This is a genomic window from Trinickia acidisoli (assembly GCF_017315725.1).
Taxonomy (GTDB): domain Bacteria; phylum Pseudomonadota; class Gammaproteobacteria; order Burkholderiales; family Burkholderiaceae; genus Trinickia; species Trinickia acidisoli.
This window is the reverse complement of record NZ_JAFLRG010000001.1, coordinates 1,362,121-1,378,480: the sequence shown is the minus strand read 5'-3', so window position 1 is coordinate 1,378,480 and position 16,360 is coordinate 1,362,121. Positions and strand designations below refer to the sequence as shown.

The window sequence follows — 16,360 nt, the reverse complement described above, 5'->3', positions numbered from 1 at the left end:
GCTCCTATGAGTAAAGGTTAAGGGTTAGGCGAAGGGCATCATGGCGCGCACGGAAGCCACATTGGACTCGTGCACCGCCGTCGAACCGCGCAGATGACGCTTATTCTTCGTGGTTTTTTTCGTGAGAATGTGGCGCTTGAAGGCTTGACCGCGCTTGACGGTCCCGCCCGGACGCACCACGAAGCGCTTCGCAGCGCTCTTCTTGGTCTTCATCTTAGGCATGACGAACAACTCCGTTATTTGATGGCGATGGGTGTGCGGCCGGCCGAAAAGCCCCAGATCCGCCCTTTGAAACCCAGTCCACTTGTCTGCGGCTTGCCGTTGCCGGCCGCCGCGTTTTCAGGAGCCGAGGCCCATTACAGCCGGGCACCGGTTCCGAAATCTGTTTACATCTCTCACCGCTCCGTCACACGCGCCGCACCACCGGCCGAAAATCGTGGCCGAGCCGCGGCGCGCCGCACGTCACTTCTTCTTCTTCGGCGCGAGCACCATGATCATCTGGCGCCCCTCCATCTTCGGCATTTGCTCGACCTGGCCGACTTCTTCGAGGTCGGTGCGCAAGCGCTCGAGCATCCGCATGCCGATTTCCTGGTGCGCCATTTCACGCCCGCGAAAACGCAACGTGATCTTCGTCTTGTCGCCATCCTCGAGGAAGCGCACGAGATTGCGCAGCTTGACGTTGTAATCGCCGTCGTCGGTACCCGGGCGGAACTTCACTTCCTTGACCTGGATGACCTTCTGCTTGAGCTTCGCCTCGTGCTGCTTCTTCGCTTCCTGGTACTTGAACTTGCCGTAATCCATCAAGCGGCAGACCGGAGGAACCGCTTGCGGGGCGATTTCCACCAGATCGACGTCCTGCTGTTCCGACATGCGGAAAGCATCAGCCAGTTTCACGATGCCGAGCGGTTCGTTCTCGACTCCGACTAGACGCACCTCGGGTGCCGAAATTTCACCGTTGATGCGATGCGGCTTATCAGTAGCGATGTTTTGTTTCCTCAAAAAATTAAAAAAACGAGCCGCGCTGCCACAGTGGCTACTTGAACGCCTCGATGTCTTGACCCAAGCGCTCAACGAAGGCGTCGACCGGCATCACGCCTAGATCGACACCGCCACGGGCACGCACGGCTACCGTTTGTGCTTCACGCTCTTTGTCGCCTACCACGAGCAGGTACGGCACTTTTTCGAGCGTATGCTCGCGTATTTTATAGCTAATTTTCTCGTTGCGCAAATCGAGCCCGATTCTAAGCCCTTGTTTTTGCAATGTTTGGGCCAGCGACTGCGCATACTCGGCCTGGCTTTCGGCGATGTTCATGACGACGGCCTGCGTCGGCGCCAGCCACGAGGGCATCGCGCCGGCATGGTGCTCGATCAAAATGCCGAGAAACCGCTCCATCGAACCCACGATTGCCCGGTGCAGCATCACGGGGCGGCGGCGGCTGTTGTCCTCGGCCACGAACTCGGCACCGAGCCGCTCCGGCAGCACCATGTCGAGCTGCAGCGTGCCGCACTGCCAGGACCGGCCGAGCGCATCCTTGATGTGGTATTCGATCTTCGGGCCGTAGAACGCGCCCTCGCCCTGGAGCTCCTCCCACTGCAAGCCGCACGCCGTCAGCGCTTGGCGCAGGCCATCTTCGGCGCGGTCCCAAATCTCATCCGTCCCCGCGCGCTGCTCGGGGCGCAACGAGAGCTTGATGTCGATCTGATCGAAACCGAAATCGCGGTACACGCTCATCGCGAGCGTGTTGAACTTGATCGATTCCTCGATGAATTGCGCTTCCGTGCAGAAGATGTGCGCATCGTCCTGCACGAAGCCGCGCACGCGCATGAGGCCGTGCAACGCGCCCGACGCTTCGTTGCGATGGCACGAGCCGAATTCGGCGTAGCGCAGCGGCAGATCGCGATACGAACGCAGGCCGTGCTTGAACACTTGCACGTGGCCCGGGCAGTTCATCGGCTTGATCGCGTAGTCGCGCTTTTCCGACTCCGTCGTGAACATGTTCTCGCGATAGTTCTGCCAGTGGCCCGACGCCTCCCACAGCGAGCGGTCCATGATCATCGGCGTCTTGATCTCGAGGTAGCCGTCGGCATTCACGCGCCGGCGCATGTACTGCTCGACCTGCTGCCAAAGCGTCCAACCCTTCGGATGCCAGAACACCATACCCGGCGATTCGTCCTGCAAGTGAAACAAGTCGAGCTGGCGGCCAAGCTTGCGGTGATCGCGCTTCTCCGCTTCCTCGAGCATGTGCAGATACGCGTCCTGCTCTTCCTTCTTGGCCCAAGCCGTGCCGTAGATACGCTGCAATTGCTCGTTCTTCGAATCGCCGCGCCAGTACGCGCCGGCGAGCTTCATCAGCTTGAAGACTTTGAGCTTGCCCGTGGACGGCACGTGCGGGCCGCGGCACAGATCCGTGAAGCCGCCGTGCGAGTAGAGCTTGATCTCATCGCTCGCGGGGATCGACTCGATGATCTCGGCCTTGTACTTCTCGCCGATGCTATTGAAATACGCCACCGCTTCGTCGCGCGAGACCACGCGGCGCGAAACGGGCTCGTCCTTCTTGGCGAGCTCTTGCATGCGCTTTTCGATCTTCTCGAGATCCTCGGGCGTAAAAGGCCGGTGATAGGCGAAGTCGTAATAGAAGCCGTTGTCGATCACCGGCCCGATCGTCACCTGCGCCTCGGGATAGAGATCCTTCACTGCGTAGGCGAGCAAGTGCGCCGCCGAGTGGCGAATGATGTCGAGGCCGTCCGGGTCCTTCTCCGTCACGATCGCGAGCGAGGCGTCGCGCTCGATCGACGTCGACGTATCGACGAGCTCGCCGTCGAGCTTGCCGCCAAGCGCGGCCTTCGCGAGACCCGGGCCGATCGAGGCCGCAACTTCAGCCACCGTCACCGGGTGATCGTACTGTCGAACCGAACCGTCGGGCAGGCGTATCGAAACCATTGCGTTCTCTCCGAGATGCCGCGCGCGGCATCAAAAACAATCGGTTGGCGGCAACAAACCGTCACTGCGGATACTTGCTAAGCGAAAGACGGACAAAAAAAATGCGGCCCCGCTTTCGAGGGGCCGCATTCACTTTCACTAAAGCAGACTTACCGGGCGAAAGAGGTCCTCGACTAGCGTCGTTCCGAAAAGGTTTCGGTCAACGTTCGCGGTGTCATAACCGTATTCGCCTTGTGCGCTTTCGCGCTCTTGACTGCCGTTGAGTATCCGGCGAACCGGGTACTCGATTTCGTTGGTAGGCTCGATTGGACTCGAACCAACGACCCCCACCATGTCAAGGTGGTGCTCTAACCAGCTGAGCTACGAGCCTGAAGAAGCAGCGATTATATGGAGCCTATCGAACCTTGGCAAGTACTTTTATGCTTCCACATGCCAAAGGCTATACCTTGCGTACCGCGCGCTCGACGCCGCCCACTTCGCCGAGCAATGTGCAGGCACGTTGAACCTGCGACGAGCTCGACACCTCGACCGTGAACTGCATGAACGCCGCGTTGCGGCGGCTCATCGTCTTCACGCCGACGACATTCATCTTCTCGCGCGCGAACACTTCCGAGATATCGCGCAACAAGCCTTGGCGATCCTGCGCCTCGATCGCGATGTCGACGGGATAGACCGACGAGCCGCGCCCGCCCATCACGTCCGCCGACCATGCAACCTGCAGCACGCGCTCGGGCGCGCGCGCCACCATGCGCCGGAACATCGCGCAATCGCTGCGGTGAATCGACATGCCCTTGCCGCGCGTGACGAAACCGCTAATGTCGTCGGGCGGCGCGGGACGGCAGCATCGGGCAAGTTGCGTGAGCAGCGCGTCGACGCCGACGACGAGCACGCCGGTCGACGCACCGCGCGCGACGCTCGCGCCGCTGCCGCGTTTCTCGAACTGCTCGGGCGTATCGACCTGCGGCTCGGGCGGCGCCGCGTCGGAAATCGCCTGCTCGATGTTGCGCAGGCTGAACTCTTCCTTGCCGACGACGTTGAACAAATCGTCGGGCGACTTGAAACCGAGCTTGGCCGCGAGCTGATCGAGGTTGACCGAGGTCTTGCCTTCGCGTTGCAGCGTTTTTTCGACCATCGCGCGGCCGCTCGCGATGTTCTCCTGCAACTCGATCGCGTTGAACCACGCGCGCACCTTCTGCTTCGCGCGGTTGCTCTGCAGGTAGCCGAGCTGCGGATTGAGCCAATCGCGCGAAGGCCCGCCCTCCTTCACGGCGACGATCTCTACGGTCTGCCCGTTTTGCAACGATGTGTTGAGCGGCACCATCGCGCCATCGACGCGGGCGCCGCGACAGCGATGGCCTAGCTCGCTATGCAAGTGATAGGCGAAATCGAGGGGCGTCGCGCCTTGCGGCAGCGCGATCACGCGCGCTTGCGGCGTCAGTACGTAAATGTGATCGTCGTCGAGCGTGGCGTGGCGCAGTTGCTCCCACGGCTTCGCGGCCGCGGGCTCGCCCTCTCCTTCCGCGACGTCTTCCTTCCACGCGAGCAACTGCCGCAGCCACGCGATCTTCTCGTCGTATTTCTCGCTCGCGCTGAACTGGCCGCCGTAGCCGCGCGTGCCGGCTTCCTTGTAGCGCCAGTGAGCGGCCACGCCGTACTCGGCGAAGCGGTGCATCTCGTGCGTGCGGATCTGCACTTCGAACGCGCGGCCATCGTCGCCGATCACGACCGTATGCAGCGACTTGTAGCCGTTCGGCTTCGGCCGCGAGATGTAATCGTCGAATTCTTTCGGCACCGGCTGCCAAAGGTTGTGCACGATGCCGAGCACCGTATAGCAATCCTTGATGTCCGGCACGATGACGCGAAACGCGCGGACGTCGTAGAGTTCGGCGAAATCGAGCGTCTTGCCGCGCATCTTGCGCCAGATGCTATAGATGTGTTTCGGCCGCCCGCTCACCTCGGCTTGAATTTGGGCGGCCGCGAGCTCCTGCTGCAACCGCTCGATCGCCTGCGATACGTACGTTTCGCGCTCGACACGCTTTTCGTCGAGCAGCTTGGCGATGCGCTTGTAGGTGTCCGGATCCTCGAAGCGGAAGGCCAGATCCTCGAGTTCCCACTTCAATTGCCAAATGCCGAGCCGGTTCGCGAGGGGCGCGTAGATCTCGAGCGTTTCGCGCGCAACGTCGAGCCCGGGCGAGGTCTTGGCCGCCGCGTAGTAGCGCAGCGTCTGCAAGCGCGACGCGAGCCGGATCAGCACGACGCGGATGTCCTGCGCGAACGCGAGCAGCATCTTGCGCAGCGACTCGATTTGCGCGCGCCTCGCCGCCTGCGCGTCGCGGCCCGTCTCCGGAACCGCGTTCTGCGCCGCCTTCAGGCTCACCGTGCCGAGACGCAGCAGCTTGCGCACGTCGCCGACGAGCTGCTCCACCTCCTCGCCGAAGCGCTCGGCGATGATCCGCTCGGGGTCGGCCAGATGCGGCGTCAGCGCGAACAACGCCGCCGCCAACACCGCGGGCGGATCGACGTTGAGCTTGCTGACGATCGACGCCGTGCCCGCCGCGTGGTCGGCCAGCAACTCGCCCGACGACAGGCGCGCCTCGCCCGCGCACTCACGCACGAAAGCGAGCGCGTCTTTGTAGGACGGCAACGACGGCGCGCCGGTGACGATCGTATCGGCGTTCATCGTTCGACTCTGTGATTCGACTGCGACTGCCGACTGCTCATGCGAGACTCTATTCGCATCTGAAGCGCGATCAGCTCCGCTGGGCCGCGACGACGACGATTTCGACCAGGCAATCGGGATTGGCCAACTTCGCCTCGACCGTCGCGCGCGGCGGCGTGGCGCCCTCGGCGACCCACTCGTCCCATACGGCGTTCATGCCGCCGAAATGAATCATGTCCGATAGATAGATCTGCACCGACAGAAGCTGCGACTTGTCGCTGTCGGCCTCCGCGAGCAGGCGGTCGATGTGGCCGAGCACTTCGCGCGTCTGCCCGCCGATGTCCGGCGCCGTGTCTTCGGCGATCTGCCCGGCGAGGTAGACGGTGCCGTTGTGGATCGCGATCTCCGAGAGGCGCTTGCCGACGTGATGACGAATGACTGCCATTTGAAGTCCCTGTTCGGTAGAAGAGTGGGCCGATCGGGCGCCGCCTCGAGCAGCGCCGCAGATCGCTATTATGACTCGCCCGCGTCTCGAACGAAGAAGTGCCTCGCAACCGCGATCTGCTCGGGATCCAAAAACGCCGGCGCATGGCCGACGCCGGCGATCTCGACGGACTCGACCGCGTGGCCGCGCTCGACCATCTTCGACACTGTCTCGCGCGAAAGCAAATCCGATTGCTCCCCGCGCACCACGAGCACGGGCCCCGCAATCGCTCCAAAAAGTTGCCACAGAACCGCCTCGGCCGCGGCACCGGCTTCGGGCGTCGAGGCGCCGAACGGCACGGCGATCGCCGGATCGTAGCGGAACTCCCACGCACCGTCCTCGCACTGCCGCAACAGCGGCGCGTTGATTTCGCGCCATTCGTCGGCGCTGAGCGGCCCGAAGGTCGCCGCCAGCGCAGCCGCATGCTCGATCCCTTCCTCGAGCGTCGCAAAGCGCACGTTTTGGCCGACGTAGCCGCCAATTCGCACGAGCGCGTCGGGCTCGATGCGAGGCCCGATGTCGTTGACGAGCAGCTTGCGCACCGGGGAGCCCGGCAAACCGGCCAGCGTCATGCCGATGAGCCCGCCCATCGACGTGCCGAACCAGTCCACGGTCTCGACGTTCAGACGCGCGATCAGCGTCACCATGTCGGCCACGTACTGCGGCAAGACGTAGCGATTCGGATCGGGCAGCCGATCGGAGCGCCCGCGACCGACGACGTCGGGACACACGACGCGATAGGTATCGCACAGCGCCGCGGCCACGCGATCGAAGTCGCGCCCCGACCGCGTGAGCCCGTGCACGCAAACCAGCACGCGCGGGTTGTCGGGATCGCCCCATTCCGTATAGGCCATGCGGTGCAAGCCCGTCGGATTCGCGCAGATGACCTCGCGCTCGCGCGGCACGGCTTCGTGCGCGACGGCACCGAGAGAAACAGCGGCAACGGTCGATTCGCTCATGGGATCGTCCTTATGAAGGTTCTACGCGCGTGCCCGCTCGCTGCCGGGCGTGCAAACAAAAACGGGCGAAGCACTCGCCTCACCCGTTTCATCTTACCTGCGCGAGCGGCCCGAGCCTTTCTCGCGCTCATGACCCGCCGCGAGATCGCCCCGCGTCAATGCACCGCACTCGTATCGAGCGGCGCGCCCGTCTTGGCTTTGATTTCATCGATCGTCACGCCCGGCGCCAGTTCGATGAGCGTCAAGCCCGCGTCGGTCACGTCGATGACGCCCAGATCCGTGATGATCCGATCGACGACGCCCACGCCCGTCAGCGGCAGCGTGCAGCTTTCGAGAATCTTGTGCTGGTCGCCCTTGGCCACGTGCTCCATCAGCACGACGACGCGTTTGACGCCCGCCACCAGATCCATGGCGCCGCCCATGCCCTTGATCATCTTGCCCGGAATCATCCAGTTCGCCAGATCGCCGTTCTTGCTGATCTGCATCGCGCCGAGGATCGCCAGATTGATGTGCCCGCCGCGGATCATCGCGAACGAATCGGCCGACGAAAAAATCGACGAACCGGGCAACGTCGTGATCGTCTGCTTGCCGGCGTTGATCAGATCCGCATCGAGTTCCTCTTCCGTCGGCGACGGGCCGATGCCGAGCAGGCCGTTCTCCGATTGCAGCCAGACGTCGATGCCGGGCGGCACGTAGTTCGCCACGAGCGTCGGCAGCCCGATGCCCAGGTTCACGTAGAAGCCGTCTTGCAGCTCCTTCGCCGCGCGCGCGGCCATCTCGTCACGAGTCCAAGCCATGTCAGTCTCCTTTCGCGCGCACGACGCGTTGTTCGATGCGTTTTTCCGGATGCGCATTGAGCACGATGCGCTGCACGAAGATGCCCGGCGTGTGGATGGCATCGGGATCGAGTTCGCCCACCTCGACGATTTCCTCGACCTCGGCCACGGTGATCCGGCCGGCCATTGCGCACATCGGGTTGAAGTTGCGCGCGGTGCGGCGAAAGACGAGATTGCCGGACTTGTCGGCCTTCCACGCCTTCACGAGCGCGATGTCGGCCGTCAGCGAATGCTCGAGCACGTAGTGGTTTTCGCCGAACTGGCGCGTTTCCTTGCCCTCGGCGATGACCGTGCCGAAGCCCGTGGCCGTGAAGAACGCCGGAATGCCCGCGCCGCCCGCGCGCAGCTTTTCAGCCAACGTGCCTTGCGGCGTGAACTCGAGTTCGAGCTCGCCCGCGAGAAACTGGCGTTCGAACTCTTTGTTCTCGCCCACATACGACGAGATCATCTTCTTGACCTGGCGCGTTTGGAGCAGCACCCCGAGGCCGAAACCGTCGACGCCGGCGTTGTTGCTGATGCAAGTGATGCCCTTGACGCCGGTTTCGCGCAGGGCCGCGATCAACGCCTCGGGAATGCCGCACAGGCCGAAGCCGCCGACGGCAAACGTCTGGCCGTCCTTGACGATGCCTTCGAGCGCCGCGGACGCGCTTGGATAGACTTTATTCATCTGAGTGTCCCTTCCATGATGGAAATCCGAAATCCGGATCGGCACGAGCACTGAACCGGCATCGAATGCAACCGATGCCCATTTTAGTCGTCGAGCGCGCATCCGTTGGCCTGACATCGCTTCAGCTTCAGACACGCGTCGCCGTGCTCGGTTTAATGCTCCAAAGGGTACGATGGCCGGCGCTTGCGGCACAATACGCAAAAATACATAAGCGAAAGCCCCGTGCGCCGACTGCCGGCCTGCCGCGAACCATGCCCAAAATCGATTATCAGACCGCCTTCCATTTGGCGCCGATCGGCCTCGTGCTGTCGCGCGACCGCGTTATCGAAGATTGCAACGATGCCGTCGCCGCCATTTTCCGATGCGACCGCCCGGCGCTCATCGGCCGCTCCTTCGAGGTGCTCTATCCGTCGTCGGACGAGTTCATGCGCATCGGCGCGCGCATCGGGCCGATCATGACGGCCCAAGGCAGCTACGCCGACGATCGGATCATGAAGCGCGCCGACGGCGAGCTGTTCTGGTGCCACGTGACGGGCCGCGCGCTCGAGCGCCAAGCCCCGCTCGCGGCAGGCGTGTGGACGTTCGAGGATCTGAGCGCAACGCGGCGCGTCGCCGTCGAACTCACGCCGCGCGAGCGGGAGGTGGCCGCGCAACTCGCAACGGGCAAAACGAGCAAGCAGATCGGGCGCGCGCTCGACATCAGTTCGCGCACGGTGGACATCTATCGCGCGCGGCTCATGCGCAAGTACGGCACGGGCAATGCGACCGAACTCATGCAACGGCTGCTCGGGTAGCGGCGCGCGCGGCGTACATGCGGGCGACCGGCCGACGCAAGCGTCAGCCCGCAATCACGAGATGGGGATGTTCGAGCAGCGCGCGCAGACGCTCGGGCATCGGCACGGAGCTGCCCGCGGCGTAATCGATCCACACGCACCGCGCGGTGCCGCGCGCATAGACCGTGCCCGGATCGTCGGCGCGACGCAGTTCGAAACCTGTATCGAAGCTGCTGCGCCCCGGCTTACCCACCGACATCGTCCCGACCACGTCGCCCGGATAGTGCAGTTGCCGCAAAAATTCCATCGCAGCGTTGACGATGACGGGCCCCTGCCCTTGCTCGGCGCCGCCCATGATGCCGATCGATTCGAACCAACTGATCCGCACCTGCTCCATGTAGCGAAAGTACACGGTGTTGTTGACATGGCCGAACGCGTCCATGTCGCCCCAGCGGATCGGCATCGACATTTCGAAGACGCCCTGATAATCGTTGATCGTCACTTTTACTTCTTCCACTTCCAAAGAACACTTCCAACAGAAAATCCGGCGCAACGTCGACGTAGCGGGTTGGCGACGGACGGGCCTCGTTAGGCGAGCCCGAACCCGTCGTCGGCCGCGATGACCGCGCCGTTGATGAATTGCGATTCGTCGGCCGCCAAAAGCAATAGCAAGCCGTCGAGATCCTCGGGCCGACCCACGCGCCGCCGCGGCAGCATCGCCAAGAGCTTCTGCCCCTGGTCGGTCGACCAATGGTGATGGTTGATCTCCGTATCGATGTAGCCCGGTGCAATGGCGTTCACGTTGATGCCGTGCCGTCCCCATTCGAGCGCCATCGCGCGGGTCATGTGGACCACGGCCGCCTTGCTGATCGAATACAGCCCGATCTGCGGCAGCACGCGCAGCCCGGCCACCGACGCGATGTTGATGATGCGGTAGGCCGGCTTCTGAGCCGCGCCGCCCGAGCGCATGATCATTCGTTTCGCCACTTCCTGCGCGACGAAGAACGCGCCGCGCGCATTCGTATCGAACACGTACTCGTAGTCCGCCGGCGTGACGTCCGTAAGCTTTTGCGTCGTCGATACGCCCGAGTTGTTCACGAGAATGTCGATCGTGCCCGCTTCGGTCTCCGCATGCGCGACGGCCGACTTGATGCTTTGATAGTCGGTCACATCGAGCGACACCACGTGCGCCGCGCCGCCCGAAGCCTCGATCTCGGCGCGCAACTCCTTCAAGCGCTCCACGCGCCGGCTCGCCAGCACCACCTTCGCCCCCGCCTGCGACAGCACGAGCGCGAAGCGCTTGCCGAGACCGCTTGACGCGCCCGTAATCAGCGCGACCTTACCCTCTAGGTTGATCGAACGGCCCATTCTCGTTCCTTTAGTCGATGAAGTTGTGCGATGCGCGATCGAACGCGGAACATACAGCAACGAAACGGCCGCCGCTTGTCGAGCCGCGACTCTATCATATAAATAGAACGATCGTGCTAATCTTGATTCGCGCGGTTGCAGCGTCCCTACTGTTCGCTGACAATACGAACCGAAAAAAAGCATTCTAATGGCTAAGGAGCCTCAATGACCCCTGAAAGTCTGATCGAGCAGTATGGCCCTCGCGAGTCGATGGAATACGACGTCGTGATCGTCGGCGGAGGCCCCGCCGGTCTGTCCGCGGCCATCCGGCTCAAGCAGCTCGCGCAAGACAAAGGCGTCGAGCTGGGCGTGTGCGTGCTCGAGAAGGGGTCGGAGATCGGCGCGCACATCCTCTCGGGCGCCGTGATGGACCCGCGCGCCATGGACGAGCTCATTCCCGATTGGAAGGAGAAAGGTGCGCCTTTGAACGTTGCGGTGACGGAAGATCGTTTCCTCTTTCTCACTGAGAAAGGTTCTGTCAAGACGCCGAACTGGGCGCTACCCGAGAATTTCAAGAACCACGGCAACTACGTCATCAGTCTGGCCAACGTCACGCGCTGGCTTGGGCAGCAAGCCGAGGCGCTGGGCGTCGAGATCTTCCCCGGCTTCGCCGCAGCGGAGGTGCTCTATCACGACGACGGCTCGGTCAAGGGCGTGGCGACGGGCAACATGGGCATCGGCAAGGACGGCGAGCCCACCGAGAATTTCCAACTCGGCATGGAGCTGCACGCGAAATACACGCTGTTCTGCGAAGGCGCGCGCGGCCATCTGGGCCGCCGCCTCAGCGAGAAGTTCAAGCTCGAGCAAGGGGCCGACCCGCAGGTCTACGGCATCGGCATCAAGGAACTGTGGGAAATCGATCCGGCCAAGCATCAGCCGGGGCTGGTGATCCATACGGCCGGCTGGCCGCTCGATACGCAAACGTACGGCGGCTCGTTCCTCTATCACATCGACAACCACCAGGTGATGGTGGGCTTCGTGGTCGGCCTGGGCTATACGAATCCGTACCTGTCGCCGTTCGAGGAATTCCAGCGCTACAAGACGCACCCCGAGATCCGCCGGTTCCTGGAAGGCGGCAAACGCATTTCGTACGGTGCACGCGCGATTACGGCCGGGGGCATCCTATCGCTGCCCAAGCTCGTATTCCCGGGCGGCGCGCTCGTGGGCGACGACGCGGGCTTCTTGAATGCCTCGCGCATCAAGGGCAGCCACGCCGCGATCAAGAGCGGCATGCTGGCGGCGCAGGCCGCGTTCGACGCGGTGCAGGCGGGCCGCCAAGGCGATGAGCTGGCGGCCTACCCCGAGTCGTTCAAGCAATCGTGGTTGCATGAAGAACTGAACCGTGCGCGCAATTTCAAGCAGTGGATGAGCAAGGGGCTCTATCTGGGCACGCTGATGGTCGGGATCGAGCAGAAGCTGTTCGGTGGCAAGGTGCCGTGGACGCTGCATCATCGGCATCGCGATCACGAGATGCTCAAGCCGGCCTCGCAGTGCACGCCGATCGTCTATCCGAAGCCGGACGGCAAGCTCACGTTCGATCGGCTCTCGTCGGTGTTCCTCTCGAACACGAACCACGAGGAAAATCAGCCGGCGCATTTGACGCTCAAGGATGCAGCGGTGCCGGTGGAGGTGAATCTGCGTACCTATGCGGGCCCCGAAGGGCGCTACTGCCCGGCGGCCGTGTATGAGTTCGTGAAGAACGAGGAGGGGGGCGACCGGCTCGTTATCAATGCGCAGAACTGCGTGCATTGCAAGACGTGCGACATCAAGGACCCGACGCAGAATATCGTTTGGGTGACGCCCGAAGGCGGCGGCGGGCCGAACTACGCGAATATGTGAGGGCGAGGGGCCGCGCGCGTCGCGGCCCTATGCAGCGGAATGCGGGCGGTCAGGGTGCGCTGCCCGCGATTTTCGGCGTCGCCACGCGTACGTCCCCGCATTGCGCGCGATGACGCAAGGCGTGATCGATCAGCACCAGCGCCAGCATCGCCTCGGCGATCGGCGTCGCACGAATGCCGACGCATGGGTCGTGCCGCCCGAACGTCTCGACGACCGCCGGTTTGCCTTCTTTGTCGATCGAGCGGCGCGGCGTGCGGATGCTCGAAGTCGGCTTGATCGCAATCGAGACGGTGACGTCCTGTCCTGTCGAGATACCGCCCAGTACGCCGCCCGCATGATTGCCGACGAAACCCTCGGGCGTCAGCTCGTCGCCGTGCACCGAGCCGCGCTGCGCGACGCTCGCGAATCCCGCACCGATCTCGACCCCCTTCACGGCGTTGATGCCCATCATCGCGTGGGCAATGTCGGCATCGAGACGATCGAACAGCGGCTCGCCCCAGCCGGCCGGCACGCCCGTGGCCACGACGTCGATGCGCGCGCCGATCGAATCGCCATCCTTGCGCAGTGCGTCCATGTAGGCCTCGAGTTGAGGCACGACCTCGGCATTCGGCGCAAAGAACGGGTTTTCGCGAACGTGCGACCAATCGACGAACGGAATCTCGATTTCACCGAGCGCGCTCATATAGCCGCGCACTTCGACACCGAACGTCTCGCTCAGCCACTTCTTCGCAACGGCTCCGGCGGCAACGGTCGGCGCCGTCAGCCGTGCGGACGAACGCCCGCCGCCGCGGTAATCGCGCACGCCATACTTTTGCCAGTAGGTGTAATCGGCGTGGCCTGGACGGAAGGTTTCGGCGATGTTGCCGTAATCCTTGCTGCGTTGATCGGTATTACGAATCAGCAGCGCGATCGGTGCGCCCGTGGTGACGCCCTCGAATACGCCCGAGAGAATCTCGACCTTGTCCTCTTCTTGGCGCTGCGTCACGTGCCGCGACGTACCGGGCTTGCGGCGATCGAGTTCGCCTTGGATATCGATCTCGGAAATTGCCATCCCCGGGGGACAGCCGTCGATCACACAGCCAATGGCCGGCCCGTGCGACTCGCCGAACGTCGTGACGGTGAAGAGCGTGCCGAGAGTGTTGCCGGACATGGATGTGGCCTCAGAAATATTGAATGAGCAAGCCGATATTATGCCTTGCCCTGCGTCCGAGACGTCCTATTGCCGTTCATGCATGCCGCCGCCCCGCGACGCGCTAGCGGCGCTCGCCACGCAATTGCGCGACGATCCCCTGTAGCACCTCGGGTGTGGCCGCGCTCGGGTCGAGCGGCTCGGCCACGGCCAGCGTGAGCCGGCTCATGACGCCCTTCCGAAGCGGTCGCGGTACATGCGCATCGGAATGACGCGAAAACACGCTGCCCCAAAGGCCGCGCAGCGCCATCGGAATGACGGGCACGGGCGTACGCTCGAGAATCTGCGTCACCCCATGGCGGAACATGTTCAACTCGCCGTCGCGCGTGAGCTTGCCCTCCGGGAAAATACAAACGAGTTCCCCATCGGCCAACGCCTTGGCGCAAGCCTCGTAGGCGCTCTCCAACATCGCCGGATCTTCGTGGGCAGGCGCGATAGGAATGGCTTTCGCGTGCCGGAACAACCAGCCGGCAAACGGCGAGCGAAAGATTCTATGGTCCATGACGAACCGAATCGGCCGTGGGCTTTCCGCCATGATGACGACCGCGTCGACATAGCTCACGTGATTGCAGACGAGCACGGCCGCGCCTTCCTCGGGGATCCGTTCGGCATGAACGAGACGAATTCGATAGAACGTGTGCACGAGCAGCCACGCGACGAAACGCAGCAGGAATTCGGGCACGAGCGAATAGATGTAGGCCGCGACGACCACGTTGAGCAGCGCGGTGACCGCAAAAATGCCGGGAATGCTCACGCCGAGCGACGTCAATGCGATTGCCATCAGCGCCGAAACGATCATGAAGAAAGCGTTGAGAATATTGTTCGCGGCGATGATGCGCGCGCGGTGCGTGGGCTGGCAGCGGCTCTGGATCAACGCGTACAGCGGCACGCTGTAGAAACCGCCGAACATCGCGAGCAAGAAGAGATCGGCGAGGATGCGCCAGTGGCGCGCGTGTGCGAGAAATTCGCCGACGCCGATGAGCCGCCCAACTGGCGGCAACGCGTGGCTCGCCCAATAGAGATCGAGCGCGAATACGCTGATCCCGATCGAGCCGAGCGGCACGAGCCCGATTTCCACGCGCCGCTTCGAGAGCCGCTCGCACAGCATCGAGCCTGTCCCGATTCCAAGCGAAAACGTGGCCAGCAGCACCGTGACGACGTCGGGATTGGCTGATAGGACATCTTTCGCGTAGCTGAAAAACGACGTGAGGAACGTGGCGCCGACGAACCAGAGCCACGAAATGCCGAGCAAGCTCAGGAACACGGTGCGATTCGTGCGCGCCAGCGCGAGGTTGCGCCAAGTCTCCGTGAACGGGTTCCAGTTGATTCGCAAATCGGGCTGCGAAGCCGGCGAGACGGGCACGAGGCTCGAGGTCGAACGCCCCGCGAGCGCCACGGCCAGACACATGCCGGCCAGCACCCATCCGCCGTGCTCGGGCGAAGCCGCGGCGGCACCGCCGATGATCGTGCCGACGAGGATCGCCACGAACGTACCCATTTCCACGAGGCCGTTGCCCCCGACGAGTTCGCGATCGTCCAAGTGCTGTGGCAGGTACGCGTACTTGACGGGGCCGAACAACGTGGAATGAACGCCCATCAGGAACGTGCAGAGGTAGAGCAGCAATGCGTGATGCGTGACGAAACCGGCTCCGCCGATCAGCATGACGACGATCTCGAACGTCTTGACGAAACGCGTGAGCGTCGCTTTGTCGTACTTGTCGGCAATCTGCCCGGATGTGGCCGAGAACAGCACGAACGGCACGATGAAGATCGCCGAAATCAGGAAGGCGGCGGTCTTCGCGTCGACGCCCGAAAAACGCGCCGTCTGATAAGTCACGAGCGAGCTGAAACCGACTTTGAAAACGTTATCGTTCAGCGCGCCGAGAAATTGCGTCCAGAAGAACGGTGCGAACCGCCGCTCGCGAAAGAGCGCGAATTGAGAGTGGTTTTCGCGCGGGGCGCGGCGCGGCAACGAGGCAGCGGGCAACGGACGGTCACTCATGCGCTCAGCGGGTCTCCTGGGGGCCGGCACCTTCCTCGGGCCAGTCGCGGATGTAGGCCTTCAGCATGCGGTTCTCGAAGCCTTGCTCTTCCACGACGGCCTTGGCAACGTCATAGAACGAGATCACGCCCATCAGCGTGCGGTTCTCCATGACCGGCAGATAGCGGACGTGGTGCTCGAGCATGATGCGCCGCACTTCGTTGACGTCCGTTTCCGGCGTGCAGGTGATCGGATGATCGTCCATGACCTTGCGGATCGTGGTCGTGCCGACGCCGCCGTCGTTTTGCTTGAGCGTGAGGATGATCTCGCGGAATGTCAGCATGCCGACGAGATCGCCGAACTCCATGACGACGAGCGAGCCGATGTCGCGCTCGGCCATCGTATCCACCGCTTCGTGCAGCGCCGTGTCGGGCGTGACCGTGTACAAGGTGTTGCCCTTGACCTTCAGGATGTCGCTGACTCTCATGTCTGTCTCCCGGTGATGCTTACATGGATCGGTCGATCCTAGCGGAAAGGCCTGCAAAAGGAAAGCGAGGCGCCCGTTGGCCGGACGGCCGGCGCACAGCGCGGCGACGGCGCCGTGCGGGCACCGGCCAATGTTACG

At 63.2% G+C, this 16,360-nt stretch carries 15 protein-coding genes and 1 tRNA gene; 2 read left to right on the top strand and 14 right to left on the bottom strand.

Going from position 1 to position 16,360, the window contains the following annotated elements:
* Window positions 1–24: 24 nt before the first annotated feature.
* The 9 genes from rpmI to J3485_RS06365 form a co-directional block, all read right to left on the bottom strand.
* Window positions 25–222, bottom strand: a complete 198-nt coding sequence (rpmI, locus tag J3485_RS06405; RefSeq protein ID WP_206951685.1) for a 50S ribosomal protein L35 — start codon at window positions 220–222, stop codon at window positions 25–27.
* Window positions 223–462: 240 nt separating this feature from the next.
* Window positions 463–999 (bottom strand): translation initiation factor IF-3, encoded by a 537-nt coding sequence (gene infC, locus J3485_RS06400; protein ID WP_206951684.1) that lies wholly within the window; start codon window positions 997–999, stop codon window positions 463–465.
* Between the two features lie 34 nt (window positions 1,000–1,033).
* A complete protein-coding gene (thrS, locus tag J3485_RS06395) occupies window positions 1,034–2,941 on the bottom strand; it encodes a threonine--tRNA ligase (protein ID WP_206951683.1) in 1,908 nt (635 codons plus the stop codon).
* Between the two features lie 293 nt (window positions 2,942–3,234).
* Window positions 3,235–3,311, bottom strand: a tRNA-Val gene (locus J3485_RS06390).
* Between the two features lie 69 nt (window positions 3,312–3,380).
* On the bottom strand, window positions 3,381–5,621 hold the full coding sequence (locus J3485_RS06385; protein WP_206951682.1) for a RelA/SpoT family protein: 2,241 nt from the start codon (window positions 5,619–5,621) through the stop codon (window positions 3,381–3,383).
* Window positions 5,622–5,691: 70 nt separating this feature from the next.
* Complete coding sequence (locus J3485_RS06380; protein ID WP_206951681.1) at window positions 5,692–6,045, bottom strand: RidA family protein; 354 nt, start codon at window positions 6,043–6,045, stop codon at window positions 5,692–5,694.
* 68 nt (window positions 6,046–6,113) lie between these two features.
* Complete coding sequence (locus tag J3485_RS06375; RefSeq protein ID WP_206951680.1) at window positions 6,114–7,043, bottom strand: alpha/beta fold hydrolase; 930 nt, start codon at window positions 7,041–7,043, stop codon at window positions 6,114–6,116.
* 155 nt (window positions 7,044–7,198) lie between these two features.
* Complete coding sequence (locus J3485_RS06370; RefSeq protein ID WP_206951679.1) at window positions 7,199–7,840, bottom strand: CoA transferase subunit B; 642 nt, start codon at window positions 7,838–7,840, stop codon at window positions 7,199–7,201.
* A gap of 1 nt (window position 7,841) precedes the next feature.
* Window positions 7,842–8,546: a CoA transferase subunit A gene (locus J3485_RS06365; protein WP_206951678.1), complete on the bottom strand. Its 705-nt coding sequence runs from the start codon at window positions 8,544–8,546 to the stop codon at window positions 7,842–7,844.
* A 251-nt stretch (window positions 8,547–8,797) separates the two neighbouring features.
* Between J3485_RS06365 and J3485_RS06360 the strand changes: the two genes are divergently transcribed.
* On the top strand, window positions 8,798–9,340 hold the full coding sequence (locus J3485_RS06360) for a PAS and helix-turn-helix domain-containing protein (protein WP_206951677.1): 543 nt from the start codon (window positions 8,798–8,800) through the stop codon (window positions 9,338–9,340).
* Between the two features lie 43 nt (window positions 9,341–9,383).
* Here the strand turns inward: J3485_RS06360 and J3485_RS06355 are convergent, their stop codons facing one another.
* Window positions 9,384–9,815, bottom strand: a complete 432-nt coding sequence (locus J3485_RS06355) for an acyl-CoA thioesterase (protein WP_206955679.1) — start codon at window positions 9,813–9,815, stop codon at window positions 9,384–9,386.
* A gap of 92 nt (window positions 9,816–9,907) precedes the next feature.
* Window positions 9,908–10,687, bottom strand: a complete 780-nt coding sequence (locus J3485_RS06350; protein ID WP_206951676.1) for an SDR family oxidoreductase — start codon at window positions 10,685–10,687, stop codon at window positions 9,908–9,910.
* A 204-nt stretch (window positions 10,688–10,891) separates the two neighbouring features.
* Here J3485_RS06350 and J3485_RS06345 point away from each other — a divergent pair, with 204 nt between their 5' ends.
* Window positions 10,892–12,565: an electron transfer flavoprotein-ubiquinone oxidoreductase gene (locus J3485_RS06345; RefSeq protein WP_206951675.1), complete on the top strand. Its 1,674-nt coding sequence runs from the start codon at window positions 10,892–10,894 to the stop codon at window positions 12,563–12,565.
* A 49-nt stretch (window positions 12,566–12,614) separates the two neighbouring features.
* On the opposite strand, the gene aroC is transcribed toward J3485_RS06345, so the two are convergent.
* The 3 genes from aroC to J3485_RS06330 form a co-directional block, all read right to left on the bottom strand.
* A complete protein-coding gene (gene aroC, locus J3485_RS06340) occupies window positions 12,615–13,715 on the bottom strand; it encodes a chorismate synthase (protein ID WP_206951674.1) in 1,101 nt (366 codons plus the stop codon).
* A 103-nt stretch (window positions 13,716–13,818) separates the two neighbouring features.
* Window positions 13,819–15,756, bottom strand: a complete 1,938-nt coding sequence (locus tag J3485_RS06335) for an MFS transporter (protein WP_206951673.1) — start codon at window positions 15,754–15,756, stop codon at window positions 13,819–13,821.
* 4 nt (window positions 15,757–15,760) lie between these two features.
* Window positions 15,761–16,222, bottom strand: coding sequence for a CBS domain-containing protein (locus J3485_RS06330; protein ID WP_206951672.1), 462 nt, complete (start codon window positions 16,220–16,222; stop codon window positions 15,761–15,763).
* Between the last annotated feature and the right edge of the window lie 138 nt (window positions 16,223–16,360).